The 24680-nt window shown below is 60.8% G+C and carries 23 protein-coding genes; 7 read left to right on the forward strand and 16 right to left on the reverse strand.

Features of this window, described 5'->3' with window-relative positions; genetic code table 11:
* The 9 genes from DBR18_RS30130 to cbiE all read right to left on the reverse strand — a co-directional run.
* Positions 1–738, reverse strand: a 738-nt coding sequence (locus DBR18_RS30130; protein WP_256589019.1) for a PepSY domain-containing protein, incomplete at its 3' end; no start/stop codon positions are given.
* A gap of 115 nt (positions 739–853) precedes the next feature.
* Positions 854–2974, reverse strand: a complete 2121-nt coding sequence (locus DBR18_RS27315) for a TonB-dependent copper receptor (protein WP_108592673.1) — start codon at positions 2972–2974, stop codon at positions 854–856.
* A gap of 85 nt (positions 2975–3059) precedes the next feature.
* Positions 3060–3497, reverse strand: a complete 438-nt coding sequence (locus DBR18_RS27320) for a DUF2946 domain-containing protein (protein ID WP_108592674.1) — start codon at positions 3495–3497, stop codon at positions 3060–3062.
* A 21-nt stretch (positions 3498–3518) separates the two neighbouring features.
* Complete coding sequence (locus DBR18_RS27325; protein WP_108592675.1) at positions 3519–3998, reverse strand: copper chaperone PCu(A)C; 480 nt, start codon at positions 3996–3998, stop codon at positions 3519–3521.
* Positions 3999–4046: 48 nt separating this feature from the next.
* Positions 4047–4445: a DUF2946 domain-containing protein gene (locus DBR18_RS27330; protein ID WP_108592676.1), complete on the reverse strand. Its 399-nt coding sequence runs from the start codon at positions 4443–4445 to the stop codon at positions 4047–4049.
* A 98-nt stretch (positions 4446–4543) separates the two neighbouring features.
* Complete coding sequence (locus DBR18_RS27335) at positions 4544–4834, reverse strand: addiction module antidote protein (protein ID WP_003221244.1); 291 nt, start codon at positions 4832–4834, stop codon at positions 4544–4546.
* 255 nt (positions 4835–5089) lie between these two features.
* Positions 5090–5818, reverse strand: a complete 729-nt coding sequence (locus DBR18_RS27340; RefSeq protein WP_108592677.1) for a cobalt-precorrin-6A reductase — start codon at positions 5816–5818, stop codon at positions 5090–5092.
* Positions 5815–6912 carry a cobalt-precorrin-5B (C(1))-methyltransferase gene (locus tag DBR18_RS27345; RefSeq protein ID WP_108592678.1) on the reverse strand — a complete coding sequence of 366 codons (1098 nt, stop codon included), beginning with the start codon at positions 6910–6912 and terminating at the stop codon, positions 5815–5817. The genes DBR18_RS27340 and DBR18_RS27345 overlap by 4 nt, the downstream gene beginning before the upstream one ends.
* Positions 6905–8116 carry a precorrin-6y C5,15-methyltransferase (decarboxylating) subunit CbiE gene (cbiE, locus tag DBR18_RS27350; protein ID WP_108592679.1) on the reverse strand — a complete coding sequence of 404 codons (1212 nt, stop codon included), beginning with the start codon at positions 8114–8116 and terminating at the stop codon, positions 6905–6907. The genes DBR18_RS27345 and cbiE overlap by 8 nt, the downstream gene beginning before the upstream one ends.
* A 237-nt stretch (positions 8117–8353) precedes the next feature.
* Here cbiE and DBR18_RS27355 point away from each other — a divergent pair, with 237 nt between their 5' ends.
* From DBR18_RS27355 to DBR18_RS27385, 7 genes are all read left to right on the forward strand, one after another.
* Positions 8354–9115: a hypothetical protein gene (locus DBR18_RS27355; protein WP_108592680.1), complete on the forward strand. Its 762-nt coding sequence runs from the start codon at positions 8354–8356 to the stop codon at positions 9113–9115.
* Between the two features lie 192 nt (positions 9116–9307).
* A complete protein-coding gene (gene cobG, locus DBR18_RS27360; protein WP_256589020.1) occupies positions 9308–10609 on the forward strand; it encodes a precorrin-3B synthase in 1302 nt (433 codons plus the stop codon).
* Positions 10602–11228 carry a precorrin-8X methylmutase gene (locus DBR18_RS27365; protein ID WP_108592682.1) on the forward strand — a complete coding sequence of 209 codons (627 nt, stop codon included), beginning with the start codon at positions 10602–10604 and terminating at the stop codon, positions 11226–11228. The genes cobG and DBR18_RS27365 overlap by 8 nt, the downstream gene beginning before the upstream one ends.
* The gene (locus DBR18_RS27370) at positions 11228–11959 is read left to right on the forward strand and encodes a precorrin-2 C(20)-methyltransferase (RefSeq protein ID WP_108592699.1); all 732 of its coding nucleotides are present in this window, start codon (positions 11228–11230) and stop codon (positions 11957–11959) included. The genes DBR18_RS27365 and DBR18_RS27370 overlap by 1 nt, the downstream gene beginning before the upstream one ends.
* Positions 11959–13656 carry a precorrin-3B C(17)-methyltransferase gene (gene cobJ / locus DBR18_RS27375; RefSeq protein ID WP_108592683.1) on the forward strand — a complete coding sequence of 566 codons (1698 nt, stop codon included), beginning with the start codon at positions 11959–11961 and terminating at the stop codon, positions 13654–13656. The genes DBR18_RS27370 and cobJ overlap by 1 nt, the downstream gene beginning before the upstream one ends.
* Before the next feature lie 398 nt (positions 13657–14054).
* Positions 14055–14867 carry a hypothetical protein gene (locus DBR18_RS27380; RefSeq protein WP_108592684.1) on the forward strand — a complete coding sequence of 271 codons (813 nt, stop codon included), beginning with the start codon at positions 14055–14057 and terminating at the stop codon, positions 14865–14867.
* 60 nt (positions 14868–14927) lie between these two features.
* Positions 14928–15614 carry a hypothetical protein gene (locus DBR18_RS27385; protein WP_108592685.1) on the forward strand — a complete coding sequence of 229 codons (687 nt, stop codon included), beginning with the start codon at positions 14928–14930 and terminating at the stop codon, positions 15612–15614.
* A 69-nt stretch (positions 15615–15683) separates the two neighbouring features.
* On the opposite strand, the gene DBR18_RS27390 is transcribed toward DBR18_RS27385, so the two are convergent.
* The 7 genes from DBR18_RS27390 to DBR18_RS30135 all read right to left on the reverse strand — a co-directional run.
* The gene (locus tag DBR18_RS27390) at positions 15684–16280 is read right to left on the reverse strand and encodes a MarC family protein (RefSeq protein ID WP_108592686.1); all 597 of its coding nucleotides are present in this window, start codon (positions 16278–16280) and stop codon (positions 15684–15686) included.
* Positions 16281–16422: 142 nt separating this feature from the next.
* Positions 16423–19197: a hybrid sensor histidine kinase/response regulator gene (locus DBR18_RS27395; protein WP_108592687.1), complete on the reverse strand. Its 2775-nt coding sequence runs from the start codon at positions 19195–19197 to the stop codon at positions 16423–16425.
* Between the two features lie 99 nt (positions 19198–19296).
* A complete protein-coding gene (gene purD, locus DBR18_RS27400) occupies positions 19297–20592 on the reverse strand; it encodes a phosphoribosylamine--glycine ligase (RefSeq protein ID WP_108592688.1) in 1296 nt (431 codons plus the stop codon).
* A gap of 149 nt (positions 20593–20741) precedes the next feature.
* Positions 20742–22349, reverse strand: a complete 1608-nt coding sequence (purH, locus tag DBR18_RS27410; protein WP_108592689.1) for a bifunctional phosphoribosylaminoimidazolecarboxamide formyltransferase/IMP cyclohydrolase — start codon at positions 22347–22349, stop codon at positions 20742–20744.
* 82 nt (positions 22350–22431) lie between these two features.
* Entirely contained in the window at positions 22432–22752 is a 321-nt protein-coding gene (fis, locus tag DBR18_RS27415; RefSeq protein ID WP_003221275.1) for a DNA-binding transcriptional regulator Fis, read from the reverse strand.
* Positions 22749–23759 (reverse strand): tRNA dihydrouridine synthase DusB, encoded by a 1011-nt coding sequence (gene dusB / locus DBR18_RS27420; protein WP_108592690.1) that lies wholly within the window; start codon positions 23757–23759, stop codon positions 22749–22751. Before dusB ends, fis begins: the two co-directional genes overlap by 4 nt.
* Before the next feature lie 185 nt (positions 23760–23944).
* Positions 23945–24680, reverse strand: a 736-nt coding sequence (locus DBR18_RS30135) for a DUF3426 domain-containing protein (protein WP_256589022.1), incomplete at its 5' end; no start/stop codon positions are given.

Genomic DNA, 24680 nt, shown 5'->3' on the forward strand with positions numbered 1-24680 from the left:
GGCGCTGTTGAGGCTGCCGGCCTCGACGTCGGAGGTCGGCACGTTGTTCCACATCGCAGCCGGGAATACGTTCCACACCTGGGCGTACTGCTTGCCCCAGAACCCGGTCCAGGTCATGCCGCTGAGCAGCATCACCAGCAACAATGCGGCGCCCCAGAACCCGGTAACCGCGTGCAGATCACGCCACAACACCCGGCCGCGACTGTTCAGCCGTGGCCACAGAATCCCTGCGGCTTGCCCGCGCGGCCACCACAGAAAGACACCCGACACCACCAGCACCACGCCCCAACCGGCGGCGAGTTCGATCAGGCGATCACCCACCGTGCCGATCATCAATTCACCGTGAATGGCGCGGGCGACGGCTTGCAGATTCTGCTTGGCATCCTGCTCGCCGAGGATGTCGCCGTGGTACGGATCGATGAACACGTTGAGTTCGCGATCTGCATTCTTGACGACAAATTGTGCGCTGCGTTCGGCGTTGGCCGGCGGCAGGTACTGGGTGATCTGGCCTTGTGGATAAGCGCTTTTCACCCGTTGCAGCAGGTCATCGGCCGGCGCCGTGTGATGCCCGGCCGGAACCTTGAGCAGGCTGCTGTACATCAGTGAGTCGAGTTGCGGTTTGAACAGATAGACGATGCCGGTCAGGGCCAGCATCACCATGAACGGCGCGACGAACAGGCCGGCATAGAAATGCCAGCGCCAGGCCAGGTTGTAGAAATTCGGTTTGGGCTTTTGCATCACGTTTGCTCCGCTTGGCGAATCGTTTTTAGATCAAAAGATCGCAGCCTTCGGCAGCTCCTACAGGATCTACGCGCTCCCATGCAGGAGCCTGCGATCTTTTGATTTTTTCTTGTCAGAAACTCATATCGACCTTGGTCCAGAGCGTGCGCCCCGGCTCATTGATCGCTTGCGGGTCGTTGGCCGGGTAGCCGAAACCGGCGTTACCGGCCAGGTTCAGGTGCTCGGCATAAGCCTTGCCGAACAGGTTGTCGACGCCGGTGCTGACCTTCCAGTTTTTGTTGATCCGGTAGGCGCCATTAAGCGAGAACACGCCAAAGCCGCCGCTCTTGTCGTAGTCCTTGCCGACCACGTTGCCCTTGTTCTGGTCGATGCGGTTTTGCGCCGCGACCACGCGCCACAGCGCCCCGGCGCTCCAGTGGTCTTCGCTGTAGGTCAGGCCGAAACGTGCATCCAGTGGCGGCATTTGCGGCAGGGCCTTGCCGTCGCTGCTGTTCTTGCCCCAGGCGTAGGCCAGGGTCGCGTCGGCTTTCCAGTGGTCGGTGAGTTTGTAAGCCGCACCGAGTTCGCCACCCATGATCCGTGCGTCGATGTTTTCCGCGCGCGAAGTGCTCATGCCCATCATCGTCGGCGTGTAGTCGAACAGGATGTAGTCACGCACCACGCCGATATAGCCCGAGGCCCAGGCTTCAAGTTCGGCGGTCTTGTAGTTCACGCCGAAGTCGAACTGGGTGGTCTTCTCCGGTTTGATCGAGTCGAACGCATTCAGCGAACCGGCCGGGCCGGACTTCGGTGAAAACAGCTCCCAGTAATCCGGGAAGCGCTGCGCGTGGCCGAGGCCGGCGTACAGCGTGGCCGGCGCGTCGGCCAGATCATGTTCGTAACGCACGAAACCGCTGGGCAGGGTGTCGGCGCGGGTGTCGTCGGCGGTCGGGTTCGGTCGGCTCATCATCCCCGAGCCGATGCTCTGCCGGTAATCCTTGGCCGAGGCACGGTCGACCCGGGCGCCGGTGATCAGCCGGTCACGGTCGGCGGCGTACCAGGTCATTTCGCTGAACACGCCGTAGTTATGGAAATCGGCATCCTTGGTGTACGGCTGATCCTTGTAGGTGTCGATGCCCATGCCGCTGCGCTGGCGGTGTTCGTTGGTTTGCGCATCGAGACCGGTGATCAACTGGATGTCGGCCCAGCGCCAGGTGGCCTTGATCCGCGCGCCGAGGGTGCGCCGGTCGACGTTGGAGGCCATGGGGCCTGCCATCATCCCGGTGCCGGACGGTGTGCGCAGGGTGTAGTTGTCCATCACATGGTCGGCGTAGTTGTAGTAGACCTGCGCTTCGAGTTTCTCCAGCACGTCGGTGATGTTGGATTTCTCGAAGCGCAGACCGAGGCTTTCGCGCAGGAACTGCGAACCGTCCATGCCGCGCCCGGCGTAGCGCGCTTCGCCATCGCCCTTGCCGGCGGTGAGTTCGATCAGGGTGTCGGCGTCCGGGGTCCAGCCGAGCGCGATGTCCCCGTTCCACTTGTCGTAACGCGACGGCACGGTGTCGTTGTTGCCGTCGCGATAGTCGTCGGAGTGCGCGGTGTTGCCGATCACCCGCACGTAGCCCAACGGCCCGCCGGCAGCAGCATCGATGACCTTGTCGAAGCGTCCGTTGGAGCCGGCCAGCACGCTGGCATTCACCCGCGTGCCGAGTTCGCCGAAGCTTTCCGGTTCACGGTCGAAGAGAATCGTGCCGGCCGATGCGCCCGGCCCCCAAAGTACGGTTTGCGGGCCCTTGATCACCGTGAGTTTGTCGTAGGTTTCCGGCGAGATGTACGAGGTCGGCGCGTCCATCCGCCCTGGGCAGGCGCCGAGCAGCATGCTGCCGTTGGTGAGGATATTCAGCCGTGAACCAAACATCCCGCGCAGCACCGGATCGCCATTGGTGCCGCCGTTGCGTACCAGAGCGAAGCCGGGAATGGTCTTCAGGTAATCGCCACCGTCACTGGCCGGGACCGGTTGGCGCGGGTCCTTGGGGTTGGTGACGATGGTCAGTGGCGAGCTGGGAGCGATGGCGGTGATCACCGTCGGACTGAGTTCATCAACGTGACCGGCGTGGTCATCGGCCAGCACCAGCGGGGACAACAGGACGCCGCAAAGGACGGCAGTAGCGTGCGAGAAACGAATGCGCGATTCGTTCAGGGCGAAGGAAGCCCGGGCAGAACCCGAGCGTGGAACAGCAGAAAACCTGGACATGACAATTTCCATCAAACAGTCGTAAACGACACGGCCGGCAGCCTGAAGCTGTCTTCTCAACCGTGTGCAATCAAAGGTGCGGTGTTTACGCGTTGACGGGCGGGGCGCGGGTGCGGGCGCCGGGGAAGAAGGTCTGCCGGGCATGGCCCAGACGGGGGGAGGATGGGGTGAAGGCGTTGACGTGGGCAATGCTGAACGTGGCGAAAGATCCGCCACCGGTCAGCGCCGGGCAGTTGAACAGCAGGCTGCAATAACCGCACTTCTCCCACAGGGCGTGGTGCGAGGATTGCGGCGGGCAGTGTTCGGCAGCCGGTTGTGCGCCGTGATCCATGCCCGGCATGTCCATCGCCATGTCCATGCTCATCGGCATGGAAGTCGAGGCGTGCTGATCCATCGGCATCGACTGAGAAATCAGCGGGCCGATGAAGATCATCAACATGGCGAACAGGGCGATCCAGCTACCGCGGGTCAGAGTCTGGCTCTGGCGATGCTTGCTGGACGCCCCGGCGCGTTGCGGGCGCACGGGCGTGGTCAGCCGGATCGGTTACTGGGCGTGATCGTGTGCCTGGGTGTCTTGCGGAGGTTTCTTCTGCACGGCGACTTCGACGGTGACGTCACCGGCCTTCTCGAAATGCAGGGTCAGCGGGAAGCGTTTGCCGTCGCTGAGCAGGCTGCGGTCTTTCGGGTTGAGCAGCATCACGTGATAGGCCATCGGCGCGAACGTCACCTTGCCGCCGGCCGGAATCACCACGCTGGGCACCTGCTGCATTTTCATCAGATCGCCCTGCATCACATGCTCGTGCAGTTGCGCCTGGTCGGTGATCGGCGAATCTACGCTGAGCAGGCGGTCGTCGGTCTTGCCGGGATTGCTGATCACGAAGTAAGCGGCGACGGTCGGCGCGTTGGGCGGCAACTCCTGCGACCACGGGTGAGCGATTTCCAGCTCGCCGGCCTTGTATTCGTGGGCATGGGCGAAGCACGCCGGCAGCAACAGCGCAGCGATGACGAAGAATTTGTTCAACATGGCAGTTCTCCAGAACGATTTGATACGCAGGTCAATTGCGAGAACAAATCAAACCAGAGGCGAGGCGCGGGGATTGAGGCTCGGCCATTGCTGGCGCGGTGTCGGTGTTTGCAACGAGGGCGGCGCCACGCTGCGATTGCTTTCGTAGCGGGCGAAATACAGCTGCGGAGCATGACCGGGCAACGCCACCAGCGGCGCGGAACCCGAGCAACACCAGCAATGCTGCATGTTGGAATGGCTGTCGTTGGACGGGGCTTTCTGCTCCGAGGTGCCGATGTTGATCGCCACCATTTTCGTCCCGCTGCCGGTGCAAAAGCTGCTCCACAGCAACTGTTCGGCCGGTGAATTGGCCGCCTGCGCCATCGCCCCGGTCATCGGCATGGCGAGCATGTTGAACAGCACTGCAAAGCAGGCGATCCAGGCAATGGCTAGCCGGTGTCGGTTCATGGGACAGATCCGTTGGGTGGGCGATCAGGCGCGGGCTATTTAGCCTGATCAGGGCCGATAAGTAAAAAGGCGTCGTGCGGTTTGGTGTCGCAGATCAATCAAACTGCGACGGCGTGCAATCTCAAACCCAAAGCCTTCATGACCTTCATGATAGTTGCGAATTCGGGGTTACCCGTGCTGCTCAGCGCTTTATAGAGACTTTCACGACCCAGGCCGGCATCACGTGCCACCTGTGTCATGCCCTGAGCTCGGGCTATGTCATTCAGTGCTGCACGGATAAGTACGCCATCGCCTTCATCATCATCAAAACAAGCGTCCAGATACGCCGCCATATCTTCGGGAGTTTTGAGGTATTCGGCGGCGTCGAAACGGGTGAATTTTTCGGTCATCGCAATGTTCACCTTTGGGCTCAAAAGCGGTGAGCATAAAACCGGGCATTTAGTGCAGACAGTCAGTGGTTCTTTAAGTGGTTGTACGTAGCATCCGGTTTAGCTGTAGGGCGCTGGAGAGAGGATTACAGTACTGGCGCCTTCGCGGGCAAGCCCGCTCCCACAGGATCCGTGGCATACACAAACTATGCAGTCGGCCCCGACCACTGTGGGAGCGGGCTTGCCCGCGAAAGCGTACTCGAGGTCTGCACTTGGTTAAAACCGGGTGAAGGAGGCAAGGGCAGCGAGGACTTCAGCCGTCGTCACAAACTCCCGATCAACTCCCGGCAACACCGGCCGCTTCAACACCATCACCGGCACCCCCAACTCCCGCGCCACTTCCAGCTTCGGTTCGGTCGCGGTGCTGCCGCTATTCTTGCTGACCAACACATCGATCTGCCGGCGTTCGAACAGCGCGCGTTCATCTTCAAGCAGAAACGGCCCACGGGCGCCGATCACTTCGCAGCGTTTGTTGCCGGGGTAGACGTCGAGGGCGCGCAGGGTCCAGAACTGCCCCGCAGGGATCTCGTCGAGGTGCTGCAGCGGTTCGCGGCCGAGGGTGAACAGCGGGCGGCGGAACGGTTTGAGGGCTGCGGTCAGTTCGGCCCAGTCGCTGACTTCACGCCAGTCGTCGCCCGGTTGCGGCTGCCACGCGGGGCGGCGCAAGGCCCAGCAGGGGATGCCGGTCAGTTGCGCGGCGCGGGCGGCGTTGTGGCTGATTTGTGCGGCGTAAGGGTGGGTCGCGTCGAGTAGCAGTTCGATGCCTTCAGCGCGAATGAATTGCGCCAGACCTTCGGCCCCGCCGTAGCCGCCGACGCGCACTTGGCAGCTCAGGTCGGTAGGCACCCGGCCCACGCCCGCCAGGCTGTAAATGTGTTGCGGCCCCAGCGTACGGGCGATGGCCAACGCCTCGGTGACGCCGCCAAGCAACAGAATGCGCTTCATGCAAAACCTCCGGCGTGGCCGACAATGCCGCCCTGACGATCAATCGCAAACACCTCGACCTGCACCTGCGCCGGCACCACGCTGCGGGCGAAATTCAGCGCATGGCGGCAGACTTCATCGCCCAGAGCAATGCCCGCCGCGCTGGCCATCGCCAAGGCCTGCTGACTGGTGTTGGCTTCACGAATGCTCTGCTGCAACGCCTGATCGGCGCCAATCGCCGCTGCCCATTCAGCCAATTGCGGCAGGTCGATACTGGAATGCCGCGAGTGCAGGTCCATGTGCCCGGCCGCCAGTTTGCTGATCTTGCCGAAACCACCGCACAGGCTGAGTTTATCCACAGGTACTTTGCGCAGATGCTTGAGCACCGCGCCGACAAAGTCGCCCATTTCGATCAAGGCGATTTCCGGCAGGTCGTAGACCCGGCGCATGGTGTCTTCGCTGGCATTGCCGGTGCACGCGGCGATGTGCAGATAGCCATTGGTTTTCGCCACGTCGATGCCTTGGTGAATCGAGGCGATATACGCCGCGCAGGAAAACGGCCGGACGATACCGCTGGTGCCGAGAATCGACAGCCCACCGAGAATGCCCAGGCGCGGATTCATGGTTTTCAGCGCCAGCGCTTCGCCACCCTCGACGTTGACCGTCACCTCGAAACCGCCGGCATAACCGCACTCGGCGGCGAGCAGGTTGAGGTGATCGCTGATCATCTTGCGCGGCACCGGGTTGATTGCCGGCTCACCGACGCCGAGCACCAGTCCCGGCCGGGTCACGGTGCCAACTCCCAGACCAGCCTTGAAACTGATCCCCGGTTCGGCCTGCAAGCGCACGCGGGAATAGAGCAGCGCACCGTGGGTCACGTCCGGGTCGTCGCCGGCGTCCTTGATCGTCCCGGCTTCGGCACCATCCTCGATCAAGCGGCAGAACTCCAGGCGCATCTGCACCTGCTTACCTTTGGGCAGGACGATCTGCACCGCATCCGCCGAATTGCCATTGAGCAGCAGTCGCGCGGCGGCGAGGCTGGTGGCGGTGGCGCAACTGCCGGTGGTCAGACCGCTGCGCAGCGGGGCAGGTTGTTCAGCAGTTTCGTCACGCATCGAGGGGTTTGACCAGATCCAGCAAAGTAATTGGCAATGCCTGACGCCAGGTGTCGAACTCGCCCAGCGGTTGCGCCTGGGCGACATGGATGCGGGTCAGTTCGCCGCCGTGGCGTTCGCGCCAGTGCATCAGGGTGATTTCGCTTTGCAGGGTCACGGCGTTGGCCACCAGTCGGCCGCCGGGCTTGAGTTGCTCCCAGCAGGTTTCGAACACGCCTTCACGGGTCACGCCGCCGCCGATGAAGATCGCGTCCGGGCGCTCGAGGCCGGCGAGGGCTTGCGGCGCACGACCGCGCACCAGTTGCAGGCCGGGTACGCCCAATGCGTCGCGGTTGTGTTCGATCAAGGCCTGTCGGCCCTCGTCCGCTTCGATGGCGATGGCCCGGCAGCTCGGGTGCGCACGCATCCATTCGATGCCGATCGAGCCGCAACCGCCGCCGACATCCCACAGCAGTTCGCCGGGGACCGGCGCGAGGCGGGCGAGGGTGATGGCGCGGACATCGCGTTTGGTCAGTTGGCCGTCATGCTGAAACGCCGAGTCGGGCAAACCGGCAAGGCGTGACAGGCGTGGAGTGGCAGAGTCGGCGACGCATTCGATGGCGATCACGTTGAGATCGGCAATGCCTGTGACGGTCCAGTCGCTGGCAACCCCTTCGATACGTCGCTCGGCCCCGCCTCCAAGGTGTTCGAAGACGGTCAGTCGGCTCGCCCCGAAACCCCGTTCGCGCAGCAATTGAGCGATGGCCTCCGGGCTCTGTCCGTCATTGCTCAACACCAGCAAACGCACGCCGCTGAACAGCTGCGCATTCAACGCGGCAATCGGACGAGCCACCACCGACAGCGTCACCACCTCCTGCAACGGCCAGCCCATCCGCGCTGCCGCAAGGGAGCAAGAAGAGGGCGCCGGCAGGATCAGCATCTGTTCGGCAGGCACTTGTCGCGCAAGGCTGGCGCCGACGCCAAAGAACATCGGGTCACCACTGGCCAATACGCACACCGCTTCGCCATGGCGCTCCAGTACCGGAGCCAGGGAAAACGGGCTCGGCCATAACTGCCGCTCGCCACGAATGCACACCGGCAGCAAATCCAGTTGGCGCTGACCCCCGATGATCCGCGAGGCGCCCATCAGGGCCCGTCGGGCGTTCTTGCCCAGGCCCTTGAAGCCGTCTTCAGCGATGCCTATTACTGTCAGCCAGGGTGTCATGTCGTATCTCAGCCAGAAGCGCATTTTTTAAAGTCAGCATGATAACGCGGTCATCAGGGCCTGACGCTTTCAATTGTGCATTGACATGGGCAGTGGCGTTATTGGCTTTGCGCCTGGTCCGCCCGAAATCCGATGTACAACATTGATGATTAACTTTCCAAAAGTTTGTTGTTAGTTTGGTGATGTTGCAAGTTGTTAATAAATTACTCGTTAAAGTAGTCAGGAGATAACGTAATCATGGAAGAAGTTTTATTGAGTGGCGGCCCTGTGAAAAAAGTTGCACGAAATGGGCTGGATTCGCCGAGCCAGGGGATCGAAACTTTGAAGTCGTCAAGTGTCAGCGGCGGCTCGGGCTTGTCAGAAGAAGCCGACGGGCAAAGTGCCTCGATGGTGCAAAGTAATGTAATGAGTTTTTTTGCGGGCTTATCGAAGGACGACAAGCTTTTTGTAAAGGACAGTATCAAGTATGCCGAGGCGCAGGCGGATGCCAGAACCAATCGCAAGCGCCATCCAGCGGATTGGTTTGGATACTATACCGGTGGGTTATGGTCCATTGGCTGGGTTCCTGAAGGTGACCCGGTGGAAAAGATCGATAAACAGTATCGTGGAAGCCTGATGGACGCGTGGGTAGCTGTCATGAAATCCAATCTGAGCGCTGCCAGGTTAAAGGCAAGTCTGGAGGCGGCATCGATGATTGAAAGTCATCCGGATACGAGTGAAATCTTTAATGGGAGTATTCGAAAAGATGGCGATATGCGAGTGCTGCCGATTGCGATAACCGATGATAAAAGAATCGAGCTCTGGGTCTCCGACATGCGCCTGATCGTCAGTTCATGGAGTACCGATTATCTGTTCTGGAAAGTTCAACAAACCCTGTCTCAACTGGATATCAGAGCGCGGCGTTTTACGATCGGTCGTCGCGACATGGACGCTAAGCGGGCGGAGTTGCGACAAGCAGTGGAGCAATTGGACGCTATCGAGTTTAATTTTCCGGTTTGAAAACTGGCGCCGTGTAGCCTCTGGCCAGAGTACGCACTCAAAAATGTCCAGGGCTGAATACGGCCTGTGAGATGTCTGCGACGGTATTCTGCCCGCCGGCTTTTCATGCAGGGGGGCAAAGCAGGCATAATGGCGGCTTTTCGCCCCTCAGGCACTCCCAGCCAGCCGGTCACCCCCTTGAACGAACGCCCGATGTCTACCGCCTTACGCCCCTCGGCCTGCCCGGGGTTGCTGCGCATTGTCCAGGCATTGGACGGAGGCATCTGCCGGATCAAGTTGAACGGCGGCTCAATCAGTGCCGATCAGGCTGAAGCCGTCGCCCATGCGGCGCAACGCTTCGCCGGTGGCGTGATCGAGGCGACTAACCGCGCCAACCTGCAGATTCGCGGGATTGGCCGAGAAGAAGCTGCGTTGATCGACAGCCTGTTGGCCGCCGGGTTGGGGCCACGCACGGCGGCGGGCGACGATGTGCGCAATCTGATGCTCAGCCCGGGCGCCGGGATTGATCGGCAGATGGTGCTCGATACGCGGCCGTTGGCCGAACAGCTCCTCACCAGCCTGCAAAGCCATGAGCGTTTCCATGGGTTGAGCGCCAAGTTCGCCGTGCAACTCGATGGCGGTGAAGGCCTGGCGATGCTCGAACATCACCACGACCTGTGGTTGAGTGCCGTCGAACACAATGGCGAGTGCCTGTTGGCGTTCGGTCTGGCCGGCTGCCCGACGGACGTTGCCTTGGGCGCGGTGCGACTGGAGCACGGCCACGCACTGGTGATCGCAGTGCTCGATGTGTTTCTCGAACTGGCGCGCCCCGAGCAGACCCGCATGCGTCATTTGCTGGCCGAATACCCGCAGGCCGGGATTGTCGCGCAACTCGCTGAACGTGTGCCGCTACTGTCCGTCGTTCATGTGCCACGCACTTCGGGTGTCCTGCACATTGGCGCCCATCCACAGCGTGAAGCCGGTCACGTCTATATCGGTGCAGTTCCCCCCCTTGGCCGGCTCGATCCCGCCATGCTCCGAGGCGCCGCACATCTGGCCCGGGAGCAGGGCGACGGCACGCTACGATTCACGCCGTGGCAAAGTCTGCTGCTGCCCAATATCCATGAAGACAATGCCGCCGAAGTCATCCACAGCCTGGAAAGTCTCGGTCTGCGCTGTTGTGCCGACGATGCCCTGGCCCATGTGATCGCCTGCACCGGTTCCCCCGGTTGCGGCAAAGGCATGGCCGATACCAAAAGCGATGCCCTGCAACTGGCAGCGTTGCTGCAACGCCACGGCCGGGTCCTGGATGTGCACCTGTCTGGCTGTCCGCGGTCCTGCGCCGCCGCGCACATTGCGCCCATCACCTTGCTGGCGGTTTCATCCGGTCACTACGACCTCTATTTTCGCGATGCAGCGCTGCCCGGTTTCGGCGCGCTGCACGCATGCAACCTTACTATTGAAGCGGTCGCGACCTTGCTCGACGCCCGCTCACGGAGCGCCCTAGATGCTTGATTACATTCGCGACGGTCAGGAGATCTATCGCAACTCCTTCGCGATCATTCGTGCCGAGGCCAACCTCTCGCGCATCCCGGACGACCTGGAAAAACTCGCGGTGCGGGTGATCCACGCCTGTGGCATGGTCGAGGCCATCGACGGTCTGCAATTTTCCGAAAGCGCGGGCAAGGCCGGGCGTGATGCCTTGGCTGCTGGCGCGCCGATTCTGTGCGATGCGCGAATGGTGTCCGAAGGCGTGACCCGCGCGCGCCTGCCCGCCAACAATCAAGTGATCTGCACCCTGCGCGACGACAGCGTTGCGCAGTTGGCCCGTGAGTTGGGCAACACCCGTTCCGCCGCTGCGCTGGAATTGTGGCGTCCGCACCTGGAAGGCAGCGTGGTGGTGATCGGCAACGCCCCGACCGCGCTGTTCTACTTGCTGGAAATGCTCGACGCCGGTGCTCCGAAACCAGCGCTGATCCTCGGCTTCCCGGTGGGCTTCGTCGGCGCGGCCGAATCGAAAGCAGCGCTGGCGGCGGACAGTCGCGGCGTGCCGTTCGTAATCATGCAAGGCCGGTTGGGCGGTAGCGCCATGGCCGCCGCCGCTGTCAATGCGCTCGCCACGGAGATCGAATGATGCAGCAGCCTGGACGCTTGATCGGCCTGGGCGTCGGCCCCGGTGATCCGGAACTGATTACCGTCAAAGCCCTGCGCCTGCTGCGCGAATCGCCGGTGGTGGCGTACTTCGTCGCCAAGGGCAAAAAGGGCAATGCGTTCGGCATCATCGAAGCGCACCTTGTCGAAGCACAAAATCTGTTGCCGCTGGTGTATCCGGTGACTACCGAGGCGCTGCCGGCGCCGCTGTCCTATGAGCAGGTGATCAGCGATTTCTACGACACCGCTGCCGAGCAGCTCGCGCAGCATCTGGACGCCGGTCGCGATGTGGCGGTGATCTGCGAGGGTGATCCGTTCTTCTACGGCTCCTACATGTACCTGCACGATCGCCTGGCCGAGCGTTACGTCGCCGAAGTGGTGCCAGGTGTGTGCTCGATGCTTGGCGGCGCTTCGGTGCTCGGTGCGCCGTTGGTGTACCGCAATCAGAGTTTGTCGGTGCTGTCCGGCGTGCTGCCCCATGACGAATTGAAACGGCGTTTGGCCGATGCCGATGCGGCTGTGATCATGAAGCTGGGGCGCAACTTTCCCAAGGTGCGGCAGGTGCTGGAAGACCTCGGTCTGGCCGGGCGTGCGCTGTACGTCGAACGTGCAACCATGGCCAACCAGAAAATCGTCCCGCTGGATGAGGTCGAGCCGATGTCTTCGCCGTATTTCTCGCTGATCATCGTGCCCGGCGAACGGTGGCAAGGGTGATGGGCCGTACTGCTCCCGCCATTGTCATCCTCGGCCATGGCAGCCTCGCCACGGCGCGACGGATTCAGCAGCGTTATCCGCATGCCGTGATCCATGGACTGGCCGGGCGTGTCGATGGCGCCGACCGCGACTATCAAGAGTTTGGCACGACGTTGCGCGAGCTCTATCAACAGGACACACCGATCATCGCCCTGTGCGCCGCCGGCATCGTCATCCGCACTCTGGCGCCGTTGCTGCTGGAAAAGGGCGCCGAGCCGCCGGTGCTGGCTGTGGCTGAAGACGGCAGTGCCGTGGTGCCGCTGCTCGGCGGACTGGGCGGGGTGAATGTGTTGGCGCGGGAGATCGCCGCCGCACTGGACGTCGCCGCCGCGATCACCACTAGCGGTGAATTGCGTTTCGGCACCTGCCTGCTCAACCCGCCCAGCGGTTATGCCTTGGGCGATCTGGAGTCGGGCAAGCGCTTCGTCTCGGATTTGCTCGCGGGCGAATCGGTACGAATCGAAGGCCCGGCACCATGGTTGGACGCGGCGCAGTTGCCGCAAGACCGGCAGGCGCGATTGGCGATTCATGTCGGGCATGTCGAGCGTCAGCCGAGTGCCAATGAGCTGCTGATTTACCCGCGTAATGTGGTTGTGGCCGTGACGGCGGGAACGGCTGATGCCATTCGCGCAGCGTTGCGTGAAGCCAATATTGCGTTGCAATCGTTGGCCTGTTTGCTGAGCGATGAGCGTGAGATGGCCAATCTGTCATTGCGTGAAGCGGCGCTGGAACTGGGTGTGCCGCTGCGTTTCAGCGCCCGGCCCGGTATTGTGTTGGAGCTGGCTCGAAGTGTCGCGCCGTCGCTGCTCACATCCATCGAAATCAACGACTCGATGGCCATTGCCGTTGCCGCCGGACCTCTCGATCCACTGCTGATCGGTCGCCCGCGTGGTCGTCTGGCCGTGATCGGACTCGGCCCCGGAGCCGCAGAACTGATGGTGCCGGCGGTGAAAGCCGAACTGGCCCGGGCCAATGACGTACTGGGTTACGAAACCTACGTACGCATGGCCGGGCCGTTCCGCCCCGATCAGGTGATGCACTGCACCGATAACCGCGAAGAGATGCAGCGTGCCCGCCATGCGTTCGAACTCGCCGCCCAGGGGCGTTCGGTGGTGGTGGTGTCGTCCGGTGATCCTGGGGTGTTCGCCATGGCCGCCGCAGTGCTCGAAGCCTTGCACGAATCGAGCGATGCGAACTGGCATAACGTCGACCTGGAAATCCTCCCCGGTGTCTCCGCCTCCCTGGCCACCGCCGCTCAGGCCGGGGCACCGCTTGGCCATGACTTCTGTGTGATGTCGCTGTCGGACAACCTCAAGCCTTGGGCGATCATTGAGAAACGCCTTGACCTGGCGTCCCAGGCCGACCTGGCGCTGGCCTTCTACAACCCGATTTCCCGTTCCCGTCCGTGGCAATTGGGCCGTGCGCTGGAGATCGTCGCGCAACACCGCACCGCCGACACACCGGTGGTGTTGGGCCGTGATATCGGCCGGCCGGGCCAGACATTGCGTGTGACCACCCTGGGCCAGTTGACCCCGGACCAAGTGGACATGCGCACGATGGTGCTGATCGGTTCGTCCACGACGTGCGTGTTCCCTCGCGCCGAGGGGGGCGAGTGGGTTTACACGCCGCGCTGGTATGGCGACAAGCCTGCCGGCTAAGTCGAAACGCCTCTTCGGAGGCGTTTTTTTTGTCCGTCGCAAAGTGGGTTGTTTATCGGGACGTTGCCGTTTCGGCCTTGGCGGTCAACCCGGAACCTGCGGCGTTTGAATTGCTAAAAGCGCTGCTGCACGTCCTGCAAGTTGCAACAGGAAAACTACGAACATGACCTTGATTACTTCGTGCACTTCGACCTGGGGATGATGCACATTGTTTTTTTAATAGGATTTTGTAGGTCTTTGTAGTCTTGTTGGATAGTGTTTTTGATTTATTGATTAGTTGTTTTTCTTGGTCTTTGAAATGTTTTGTTCTTCTTGTTAAGTTGAAGTTCAAGCGAGAGTTGCGTTAATTTTCTCGTCGAGCCGGAGTTGGCTCGTATCTATTAAAAGGAACTTTGATTGTGAATGATGTACTTGATGTAAAAATGACCAAAGCCGAAAGTCTGGCATTTATCGAAGACTGCATGGAAACTTGCATGCCGGTCATTCAGGCATTGGCACCCCGTCAAACAATGCGTGCGGCAGTGGATCTGCCCATTGATCGAGATACATTGAATGCGGCCATTTCGAACTCAACGCTGATTGGTTTCCCCGCTGGCATGAGCCGTCGTTACAAGACCATTATCAAGCGGACTCAGTTTTTCGCGGACCTTACCGCTGAAATCAAATTTCCAAAAAAAGAACAGCAGGCAGAGCGCTGGGAACACTATGTCCGTGGTATGCAGGCGATGGGCTGGACCAAAATTCACCATTCCTATACGGGTTATGAGTCCGAATACAGTGGTCTTACCATGAGCAATGTTGTTCTCGATATTGTTCAGGCTGCCATCAGTGGTGCAACTGGAACCGTCGCTGGCGTCTTGAAAACGGTCGCAAACAAGACGATCGAAGGATTGGCGAATAGCCCGGAAGCGCTGAAGTTATATGAGAAAAACGGCCAGAAAGCTTACGGCGCCTCGATGGGGGTAATGACCGTAGCGCAGGACCCTGATGAGGATGTCTGGGCTGTGCTGGGATCCACTTCCTATTTCACTGACGCCGGTAACACAAAAATTGCCTTCTTCGACAAAATGCATGCCGGGGCAAAGGTAAACCAGGGTAAAGCCACTTTTACCATTTACCAGGATGACTACACCGCCAGAAAAGAAGCGTCAGCCAACGCGTTCTTTGAAGCAGCAGACAAAGCGCTGGAACTGGAATTCGGCATCAAGTGATTTTTTGAAAGCCAGGCGTTAACGCGCTTGGCTTTTTTTCGCCAGGAGGAGGGGATAAATATGGACAGTCACAGTTATGTCAGTGGCGGCAGTATTTTAGTTTTGTCGCCAATGCTGGAACGTTCGCAGCGTGATGACTTTACGACTTCTACGCTTTACATGCAGTTGGCATCAACTAATAAACATCCAGACTTCAAAGACTTTGATTCGTGGGGTGAAGTCTATTCACTATTGCTGCGCCGGCTGCATTTCAATGTCCTGGGGGCGGCGGGGGATGTTTATACCTTGAGGCATGAAGGCCACGTATCGGTTGCCGGTGTGATCAACAACGCGTTGGAACGGTTTTTTTCGCTTGAGCAAATAGCGTTAATAAATCCGGCCCTGCAATCTCTTTGCGCTGATGCTTCAAGCAGCACGAGCCTGCAAATTCTGACGCGACACGCTGTGGAGCCGGTGATTGAATCGAGCGAGTCAACGGATAGCCAAGGCCTGACCCGAATCCGGCTGCAAGTTGGCCTTGTCGATGAAACCGCGACGTTAAAGATGCTCAGGATCAGCTTCGCAGTCACCGAGCCGTTGAACTCAAACTTCATGAGTCAACAGTTTATGGCTGAGGGGATCAGTGGCGGCGTTCAACTATCGTGCTTTCAGGCCCAGCTAAGTGATGAGTACGAAGATTTCTCCCGCTCAACGGTACTGTCGATACTCGGTACGCGGCGTAAAGACGAGATTGTGGAACTGCATTGATCTCTTTTACACCGCTCGCGACCGGTCAAGGCGCTCAAAGAGGCGAGGTGCCAGCGCCAGACAAAACGTCTACGGCACCAGGTAACCTTTCACCCCGGTAAAAATAATCTGCGCCGCCAATGCGCAGACAAACAACCCCATCAGTCGGCTCACGATCTGCAAGCCCTGGTCGCCGAGGATCCGCTCGATCCGGTTTGACAGATAAAGCACAACCCCGACTGTGAAACTGGCCAAGGCAATGCTGAGAATCGCGGTGAGCTTGTCATCCCAATGCGGCTGGCTTACGCCCATCACCAGTAGCGCGCCGATGGTGCCGGGGCCGACAGTCAGCGGGATGGTCAGCGGGACGATGGTCACGTCCTGCTGCACATTGTCGCTCTGCACGACCGGTTTACCCTGGGCCATGCCCAGCGCCGAGATGAACAGAACGCTGCCGGCGCCGATGCGAAATGCGTCAGCAGTGATCCCGAATACATCGAAAATCACCCGTCCGAACAGATACAGCAGAACGCTGGCAACCAGCGTTGCTATGGCCACCTTCCAGGCCAGGCGCCGCTGTTCCTTGCGCGAGTAGCCACGGGTCAGGCTGATGAAGCACGACAGCACGAAGAACGGGCTGTAGAGCACCAGCATCTTCAGGTAAACGCTGAATAACACGTGAAGCATGGAGTTGGCTCGCATCCGCAGAGTGATGGCAGCGAGTCTATCAGTCAGTGCTGATTCCGGCAGCGAATGAACAGTGGCGAAGTTGGCGCCGCCCAGTGATGGTTGATCCCGGCAGATCCGGACTGCCGCGCGTCAGACCTGCTCAAAAGGTCGACGCGGTACGGTTCTGCTGATCACGCTGCGCCACCCAATGTTCGATCAACTCGCGCAACTGCGACAGTTCCACCGGTTTGGACATGTGCCCATCCATCCCGGCCTGGCGTGCGCGCTCCTTGTGTTCGGCAAGAATGTGCGCGGTCAATGCCACGATGGGTGTGCGGATACGCTGATTGCTGACTTCCCATGCACGCAGTTGCTGGGTTGCCGAAAATCCGTCGAGGATCGGCATTTCGCAGTCCATCAGCACCAGATCGTAACGCTGGGCCTTCATCGCCTGCAGGGCTTCCTCGCCGTTACTGGCGGTGTCCGGTTGCAGGTTGAGCTTGCCGAGCATGCCGCGGATCACTTTGGTGGAAATGGTGTTGTCTTCGGCGACCAGAATGCGGAAATCGCTGGGCACCCTGGCCGCCGTGGCTGCGGTGAGCACTTGCGGCTGGAACACCACCTGACCCTTGTTGCGCTGATTCAACTCGTCCGCCAGCGTGGTCTTGAGCGTATAGCCGGCCACCGGTTTGGCGAGGATGCGCTTGATCCCCGAGTTGCGCGCAATGATCTTGCTCGGCGCGTTGCTGATGCCGGTGAGCATGATCAACAGGATGTCGTGATTGAGGCTCGGGTCTTCCTTGATCTTGGCCGCCAGTTGCATGCCGGTCATGCCGGGCATGTTCTGATCCAGCAGCACCACATCGAAATAGTCGCGCAAGTGCGCCTTGGTGCGCAGCAGCGCCAGCGCTTCCTTGCCGGATGGCACGGCGCTGACATTCAGGCCCCAGGCGCTGCATTGCTGTACCAGCACCTTGCGGCAGGTGTCGTTGTCATCGACTACCAGCACCCGCGCGCCCTGCAATGGGCTGTCGAGATCGGAGGTCGGATGTTCGAGACGGTCGGGATCCAGCGGCAGTGTCAGCCACAAGGTGCTGCCCTGATTGGCGCCGCTCTTGATACCGAACTCGCCGTGCATCAGGCGGATCAGTTGCCGGGCGATCACCAGGCCGAGATTGCCGCCCAGGCGATTGGCCGAGAGGAAGTGTTTGCTGTGCAGTTCGGCATGCATCAGCGCGTCGCGTTCTTCGGGCTCCATCGGCTGACCGCTGTCCTGGACGGCGATGCGCAGACGTGGTCTTGCGCTGCGCTCGTCAAGGGCGACGACGATCAGCACTTCGCCTTCATCGGTTTTCTTCAGGGCGTTTTCCAGCAGGCTCAGCAGGGTCTGGCGCAGGCGGGTCGGGTCACCGCTGATTACCCGCGGTACTTGCGGCTGGATGAAGCTGATCAGCTCGACGTTCTGCTGTTCGGCCTTGGCGCGGTAGATGCTCAGGCAGTCATCGATCAGGGCGTTGAGGTCGAACTGCACGTCATCCAGTTCGATCTGCCCGGATTCGAGTTTGGAGATGTCGAGAATCTCGTTGATCAGCGTCAGCAGCTCGTTGCCGGCGCTGTGGATGGTCTGCACGTAATCGCGTTGCTTGACCGACAACGGCGTACCCAGCAGCAGTTCGGTCATGCCCAGCACGCCGTTCATCGGTGTGCGGATTTCATGGCTGATCTTGGCCAGGAATTCGGCTTTGGCGTTGATCTCGGCATTGCTGGCGGCGAGGTCGCGGCTGATGCTGAAACGGCTTTCGGTGATGCTGCGCTGGCGCTCACCCAGGGCGATGCTCATCAGCAGGCCGCTGATGCAGATGAAGCCCATCAGGGTCATGATCAGGCCTTGCGGCGCCACCAGGGTCAGGCCCAGCAAGGCCGGCAGAATGATCAGCGTGCCGATGTTGAATACCACCATCGCCGCGACGAACAGGCGCGCCGGACGGTAGCCCTTCTGCCAGTGATAGAAGCCGACCAGCAACATGCTCAGGCCGGCCAGCGCCACCAGCGCGTAGGTGATGATGTTCAGCGGCAACGTGTTGACGAACAGCAGCAGCAGGCTGCAGATCACGATGAACAGGATGTCGCCCAGCAACAGTTTGTTCAGCGGATGCGCACCCAGCGGGGCGAAGAAGCGATAGGCGAACATCAGCCCGGCGGGAGCGGTCAGCAACAGTGCCAGATAAGCGCCCGGAGTCTGGATGGCGTGCCAGTTCGGCAGCCATGGGCCGGCAAGATTGAGCAACAAGAGCAGACTGAGCCCCAGCAGGCCTTCACACACCGCCAGCCACAGGCTGCTGCGCGAACGCGAATAGGCGTAGCGCACCAGATTGTGCAGAAGCAGCATGCCGAGACAGCCGAACAGCAGGCCGAAGATCAGCGTCTGGTTGTGGTTGGCCGCGCTCATGACCGCCGATTGCAGGGTGATGTGCGGGCGCAACTGATGGTCGGACACCAGCCGCAGGTAGACGTCCAGCGACTTGTCGCTCTGCGGCAATGGCAACAGGAAGTCACTGCTTGGCAGCGGCCTTTCAGCCTGAGGCTGATCGGTGCCGGTGTTGCGTTGCTCGATCAACTGATCGCCGTCGAGTACGTACAGATTGAGGTGTGACAGGTCCGGGGCAAAGATGCGCAGCACTTGTTCGTGCTTGCCGGGCGCCAGTCTGAAGCGCAGCCACAGTGCCCCATCGGGCTCGGCTGCCGTGAGGCGATCCAGTTCGATAGGGCTGAATTGATTGGTGTAGCGTGCCGAGCGGATGTCGCTCAGTTGCAGATTGCCCTGATCGTCAAGCAATACGGACCAGCCACTGCCTTGCGCGGCCTGGGCCGGGAGCATGCAGAGCAAGGTCAACAGCGTGACGGTGAAACTTATGGCAATCCTGAGCCAGCGCACGGCGAAATCCCTTCGTAGGTTGATGCCAGAATATAACGATGCGCGGCGGCGGAACAGCCCGGCGAGGGACTGCATCCCGCGCCGGACTTGAAGGACAGCTTATTCCTGGGTTTCGCCACGTTCACGGGCAATGGCACGGTAGCCAATGTCCTTGCGGTAGAAGCAGCCGTCCCAGTCGATGGCGGCGGCCAGCCTGTAGGCTTGCTGCTGCGCTTCGCTGACGCTGGCGCCCATGGCAGTGGCGCAAAGTACGCGACCACCGGCCGTGACGACCTGGCCATCTTTCAGGGCGGTGCCTGCATGGAAAACCTTGCCTTCCAGACCAGCGGCTGCGTCCAGACCGTTGATCGCCGCGCCCTTGGCGTAGTCGCCCGGGTAGCCACCGGCGGCCAGCACGATGCCGACGCTCGGACGCGGGTCCCACTGTGCTTCAACCTTGTCCAGCGCTTGCGCCAGAGCGGCTTCGACCAGCAGCACCAGGCTCGACTGCAGACGCAGCATCACCGGTTGGGTCTCCGGATCGCCGAAACGGCAGTTGAACTCGATGACTTTCGGGTTACCGGCCTTGTCGATCATCAGACCGGCATACAGGAAACCGGTGTAGACATTGCCTTCTTCGGCCATGCCGCGCACGGTCGGCCAGATCACCTGGTCCATCACGCGCTGGTGCACATCGGCGGTGACCACCGGGGCAGGGGAGTAGGCACCCATACCGCCGGTGTTCGGGCCGCTGTCGCCGTCGCCAACCCGTTTGTGGTCCTGGCTGGTGGCCATCGGCAGGACGTTCTTGCCGTCGACCATGACGATGAACGAGGCTTCTTCGCCGTCGAGGAATTCTTCGATCACCACGCGCGAACCGGCATCACCGAACGCGTTGCCGGCGAGCATGTCACGCACGGCGTCCTCGGCTTCGGCCAGGGTCATGGCAACGATCACGCCTTTACCGGCGGCCAGGCCATCGGCCTTGATCACGATCGGTGCGCCTTTTTCACGCAGGTAAGCCAGGGCCGGCTCGATCTCGGTGAAGTTCTGGTAGTCGGCGGTCGGGATCTTGTGACGCGCGAGGAAATCCTTGGTGAAGGCTTTCGAGCCTTCCAGCTGTGCAGCGCCGGCGGTCGGGCCGAAGCAGTCCAGGCCACGGGAGCGGAACAGATCGACCACGCCCGCCACCAGCGGCACTTCCGGGCCGACGATGGTCAGGGAAACGTTTTTCTCGGCGAAGTCGGCCAGTTGCTCAAGGGCCAGCACGTCGATGGCGACGTTCTCGCACTTGGCTTCAATCGCGGTGCCGGCGTTGCCCGGTGCGACGAAAACCTTCTGCACGCGCGGATCCTGTGCCACTTTCCAGGCCAGAGCGTGTTCACGGCCACCGCTGCCAATGATCAAAACATTCATTTCAAAAACCTCAAATTCTGTGGGGCGCTGCCAAACCTCTGTGAAACCTGTAGGAGCTGCCGAAGGCTGCGATCTTTTGCTCTTGATCCTTTAAAGCAAGATCAAAAGATCGCAGCCTGCGGCAGCTCCTACACAGAGGGAGCGGTGTATCAGTGACGGAAGTGGCGCATGCCGGTGAATACCATGGCAATGCCAGCCTCGTCGGCCGCAGCAATCACTTCAGCGTCACGCATCGAGCCGCCTGGCTGGATCACCGCCGTGATGCCGACCTTGGCCGCGTTGTCCAGACCGTCGCGGAACGGGAAGAACGCATCCGATGCCATCACCGAACCTGCAACCTGCAGACCGGCGTGCTCAGCCTTGATCGCGGCGATACGCGCCGAGTTTACGCGGCTCATCTGGCCGGCGCCGACACCGATGGTCTGACGGTTCTTGGCGTAGACGATGGCGTTGGACTTGACGTACTTGGCCACTTTCCAGGCGAAGATCAGGTCGTTGATTTCCTGTTCGGTCGGTGCACGTTTGGTCACCACTTTCAGGTCATCGGCACCGATCATGCCGATGTCGCGGCTCTGCACCAGCAGGCCACCGTTGACGCGCTTGTAGTCCCAGGCCGGAGCGCGGTCCGCCGACCACTCGCCACAGGCCAGCAGGCGCACGTTGGCTTTGGCGGCGACGATGGCGCGAGCCTCTTCGCTGACGCTCGGGGCAATGATCACTTCCACGAACTGACGCTCGACGATCGCCTTGGCGGTCTCGGCATCCAGTTCACGGTTGAAGGCGATGATGCCGCCGAAGGCCGACTCGGTGTCGGTGGCGTAGGCCAGTTCGTAGGCCTGACGGATGCCGCCCTCGGCGTCCGGGCTTACGGCCACGCCGCACGGGTTAGCGTGCTTGACGATCACGCAGGCCGGCTTGACGAAGCTCTTCACGCATTCCAGCGCGGCGTCGGTGTCGGCCACGTTGTTGTACGACAGCTCTTTGCCTTGCAGTTGGGTCGCGGTGGCGATGCCGACTTCGGCAGGTTTGGCTTCCACGTAAAACGCCGCGCTCTGGTGCGGGTTCTCGCCGTAGCGCATTTCCTGAGCCTTGATGAACTGGCTGTTGAAGGTGCGCGGGAATTCGCTGCGACCTTCGGTGCTCAGCACGTCGGCAGCCTGATTCACGGTGCCCATGTAGTTGGCGATCATGCCGTCGTAGGCGGCGGTGTGTTCGAAGGTCTTGAGCATCAGGTCGAAACGCTGAGCGTAGGTCAGGCCGCCGGTCTTGAGGTTTTGCAGAACGTTGGCGTAATCGCTGGCATTCACCACGATCGCCACGTCTTTATGGTTTTTCGCTGCCGAACGAACCATGGTCGGGCCGCCGATATCGATGTTCTCGATTGCGGTCGGCAGGTCGCAACCTGGCTTGTTGATGGTGGCTTCGAACGGGTACAGGTTGACCGCAACCAGGTCGATCGGCTTGATGCCGTGTTCGTTCATGATCGCGTCGTCAATGCCGCGACGACCGAGGATCCCGCCGTGGATTTTCGGGTGCAGGGTCTTCACCCGACCGTCCATCATCTCTGCGAAACCGGTGTAATCCGCGACTTCCACTGCGGCAACGCCGTTGTCCTGCAGCAGCTTGAACGTCCCGCCGGTGGAGAGGATCTCGACGCCCAGGGCTTCAAGCTCCTTGGCGAATTCGAGGATCCCGGTCTTGTCGGAAACGCTGATCAAGGCGCGGCGGATCGGCAGGCGGGTAGTCTGGTCGGTCATCTCAATTTCCATCAAAAGCAAGGGAAGTCAGCAAAAAAGGCGACCGGTTTTACGCGGGCGCCTTTCTGGTTTGATTGAATGCTTACAGCAGATCGTACTGCTTGAGTTTCTTGCGCAGCGTGCCGCGGTTGAGTCCCAGCAGCTCACTGGCCTTGGTCTGGTTGCCCTTGACGTAGTTCATCACGCTTTCGAGCAGGGGAGCCTCGACTTCGGAGAGCACCAGGTTGTACACATCCGTGACGGACGCGCCCTCAAGGTGGGCGAAATAATTGTGCAGCGCCTTCTCGACACTCCCGCGAAGGGTCTGACCTTCTTCGCTCGGGGTATTGAGGTGCTGTTTCAAATTCACGTTGTCGCTCACGGGTGCTGTTCCACTCACTAAAGTCTCGGTCATCATCGTCATGCGGCCACCCCTTCTTCGTCCCCTGTCAGGCTCTTGTAACGCTCGGCGAAGAACTCCCGAACGTTGGCGCATTGTGTTTCCGTACCATCCAAACGATTGAAGTGGGCGCGAAACTCCCTGGCGCCCGGCAAGGTTGCGAGATACCAGCCCACATGCTTGCGGGCAATTCGCACGCCCATCACGTCCCCATAGAAGGCGTGAAGTGCGGCCAGATGCTCCAGCAGGATGCGTTCCACTTCGATCAGCTCCGGCGCCGGCAATTTCTCGCCGGTACGCAGGAAGTGTTCGATCTCGCGAAAAATCCATGGCCGCCCCTGGGCAGCCCGGCCTATCAGCAGGCCATCGGCACCGGTCGCGTCGAGCACGTAACGGGCCTTTTCCGGCGAATCGATATCGCCATTGGCAAACACCGGAATCGACACCGCCTGCTTGATCGCGGCAATGGTGTCGTACTCGGCTTCACCGGTGTACAGATCGGCGCGCGTGCGGCCATGCACGGCCAGCGCGGTGATCCCGGCCTGCTCGGCGATCTTCGCCACGGTCAGGCCATTCTTGTTGTCGCGATCCCAGCCAGTACGGATCTTCAGGGTGACCGGCACATCAACCGCAGCCACGACGGCCTGCAGGATCTCGGTCACCAGTGCTTCGTCTTTCAATAACGCAGAGCCGGCAGCCTTGTTGCAGACCTTCTTTGCCGGGCAACCCATGTTGATATCAATAATCTGTGCGCCCAGTTCGACGTTGGCCCGGGCCGCGTCCGCCAGCATCTGCGCGTCGCCACCGGCAATCTGCACCGAGCGTGGCTCGGGATCGCCTTCGTGGATCATGCGCATGCGCGACTTGCGGGTGTTCCACAGGCTCATGTCACTGGTGACCATTTCCGAGACTACAAGCCCTGCGCCCAAACGCTTGCACAGCTGACGAAAGGGCTGGTCGGTGACCCCCGCCATCGGGGCGAGAATCAAACCGTTCTGCAATGTATATGGGCCGATGCGTACCGCCGACATAGGACTTCCCTGAAGTGGGGCCGGATCATGAGAGTTCGAAAAAGGGTTGGCATGATACCCGCTCTCGATGACTGGATAAAGGCTGAATTGAACAAAATCTGAACAGTTATTCTGTTATTGCCAGCGGTTTGGTTGCCGGGGGCGAAGTCAGAAAACTGCCGTCAAACCTGAAGCGGTGAAGCGATTCACTCGGGCGAGTGGAAACTCAGGCTGTAATTCACCGCTTTGGGGCCTGGATCGAGGATATCCAGTGCGATGTGGATGGGCGTCTGCGGCGGCATTTCGGCCATGTCCTCGAGGTCGCCGTTGAGGTATTCGCCGGGTTTGAAGCGACGGCTGGCAATCAGATGACCGTTGAGGTCGGCAAAGCGCAGTTCCAGGAGCGGAAACGGCTGGGAGAACGTCGCGCGGTTGTAGATGATCGCATCCACCACCAGCGCTCCGCTGAATTCAGGGTGACTGCGCACCACCAGATTGCTGCTCTTGATCTTGCCGATGTCGACCTTGGACGGCACCGTGCAGCCGATCTGTGGGCAGAACTGCTGGAACCACGGACGGTACTGATCCTGCCGCGCCAGCTCATCAAAATGATAGGCGATGTACTGGCCCGCCAGGCCGGCGGCGGCCAGCAGTACCAGCAAACTCCAGAGCAGGCGCCGACCCCAGGGCGAGCGGCGTTTCTGCCAGTCGAGTTGCAGTGGGTCGTCGGTCAGATCCTGCAGCACTTCGGCGCGCACGCCGGGTTCGGCACGCTCGCGTTTCTTGCGCAGCGGTTCGACCGAGGGCAGGTCATCTTCGTCGGGCTCGGCGTTGGCGGACAGGCGCTCACGACGGGCATTCGGATCGATCGGGTCGTGCAGGCGCAATTGCGGGATCGGCGGTTCGTCATCCAGATCCACCGGTTCCAGCGACAGCGATGGC

It is taken from the genome of Pseudomonas sp. HMWF021 (assembly GCF_003061005.1).
Lineage (GTDB): Bacteria > Pseudomonadota > Gammaproteobacteria > Pseudomonadales > Pseudomonadaceae > Aquipseudomonas.

Coding starts and splice junctions, on each gene's coding strand:
- cbiE (WP_108592679.1), bottom strand. CDS start 8,116: ATGACACCCTGGCTGACAGTAATAGGCATCGCTGAAGACGGCTTCAAG.
- DBR18_RS27325 (WP_108592675.1), bottom strand. CDS start 3,998: ATGTTGAACAAATTCTTCGTCATCGCTGCGCTGTTGCTGCCGGCGTGC.
- cobG (WP_256589020.1), top strand. CDS start 9,308: ATGTCTACCGCCTTACGCCCCTCGGCCTGCCCGGGGTTGCTGCGCATT.
- DBR18_RS27330 (WP_108592676.1), bottom strand. CDS start 4,445: ATGAACCGACACCGGCTAGCCATTGCCTGGATCGCCTGCTTTGCAGTG.
- DBR18_RS27335 (WP_003221244.1), bottom strand. CDS start 4,834: ATGACCGAAAAATTCACCCGTTTCGACGCCGCCGAATACCTCAAAACT.
- DBR18_RS27370 (WP_108592699.1), top strand. CDS start 11,228: ATGCAGCAGCCTGGACGCTTGATCGGCCTGGGCGTCGGCCCCGGTGAT.
- DBR18_RS27340 (WP_108592677.1), bottom strand. CDS start 5,818: ATGAAGCGCATTCTGTTGCTTGGCGGCGTCACCGAGGCGTTGGCCATC.
- dusB (WP_108592690.1), bottom strand. CDS start 23,759: ATGTCGGCGGTACGCATCGGCCCATATACATTGCAGAACGGTTTGATT.
- fis (WP_003221275.1), bottom strand. CDS start 22,752: ATGACGATGATGACCGAGACTTTAGTGAGTGGAACAGCACCCGTGAGC.
- DBR18_RS27385 (WP_108592685.1), top strand. CDS start 14,928: ATGGACAGTCACAGTTATGTCAGTGGCGGCAGTATTTTAGTTTTGTCG.
- purD (WP_108592688.1), bottom strand. CDS start 20,592: ATGAATGTTTTGATCATTGGCAGCGGTGGCCGTGAACACGCTCTGGCC.
- DBR18_RS27345 (WP_108592678.1), bottom strand. CDS start 6,912: ATGCGTGACGAAACTGCTGAACAACCTGCCCCGCTGCGCAGCGGTCTG.
- DBR18_RS27315 (WP_108592673.1), bottom strand. CDS start 2,974: ATGTCCAGGTTTTCTGCTGTTCCACGCTCGGGTTCTGCCCGGGCTTCC.
- DBR18_RS27355 (WP_108592680.1), top strand. CDS start 8,354: ATGGAAGAAGTTTTATTGAGTGGCGGCCCTGTGAAAAAAGTTGCACGA.
- purH (WP_108592689.1), bottom strand. CDS start 22,349: ATGACCGACCAGACTACCCGCCTGCCGATCCGCCGCGCCTTGATCAGC.
- cobJ (WP_108592683.1), top strand. CDS start 11,959: ATGGGCCGTACTGCTCCCGCCATTGTCATCCTCGGCCATGGCAGCCTC.
- DBR18_RS27365 (WP_108592682.1), top strand. CDS start 10,602: ATGCTTGATTACATTCGCGACGGTCAGGAGATCTATCGCAACTCCTTC.
- DBR18_RS27390 (WP_108592686.1), bottom strand. CDS start 16,280: ATGCTTCACGTGTTATTCAGCGTTTACCTGAAGATGCTGGTGCTCTAC.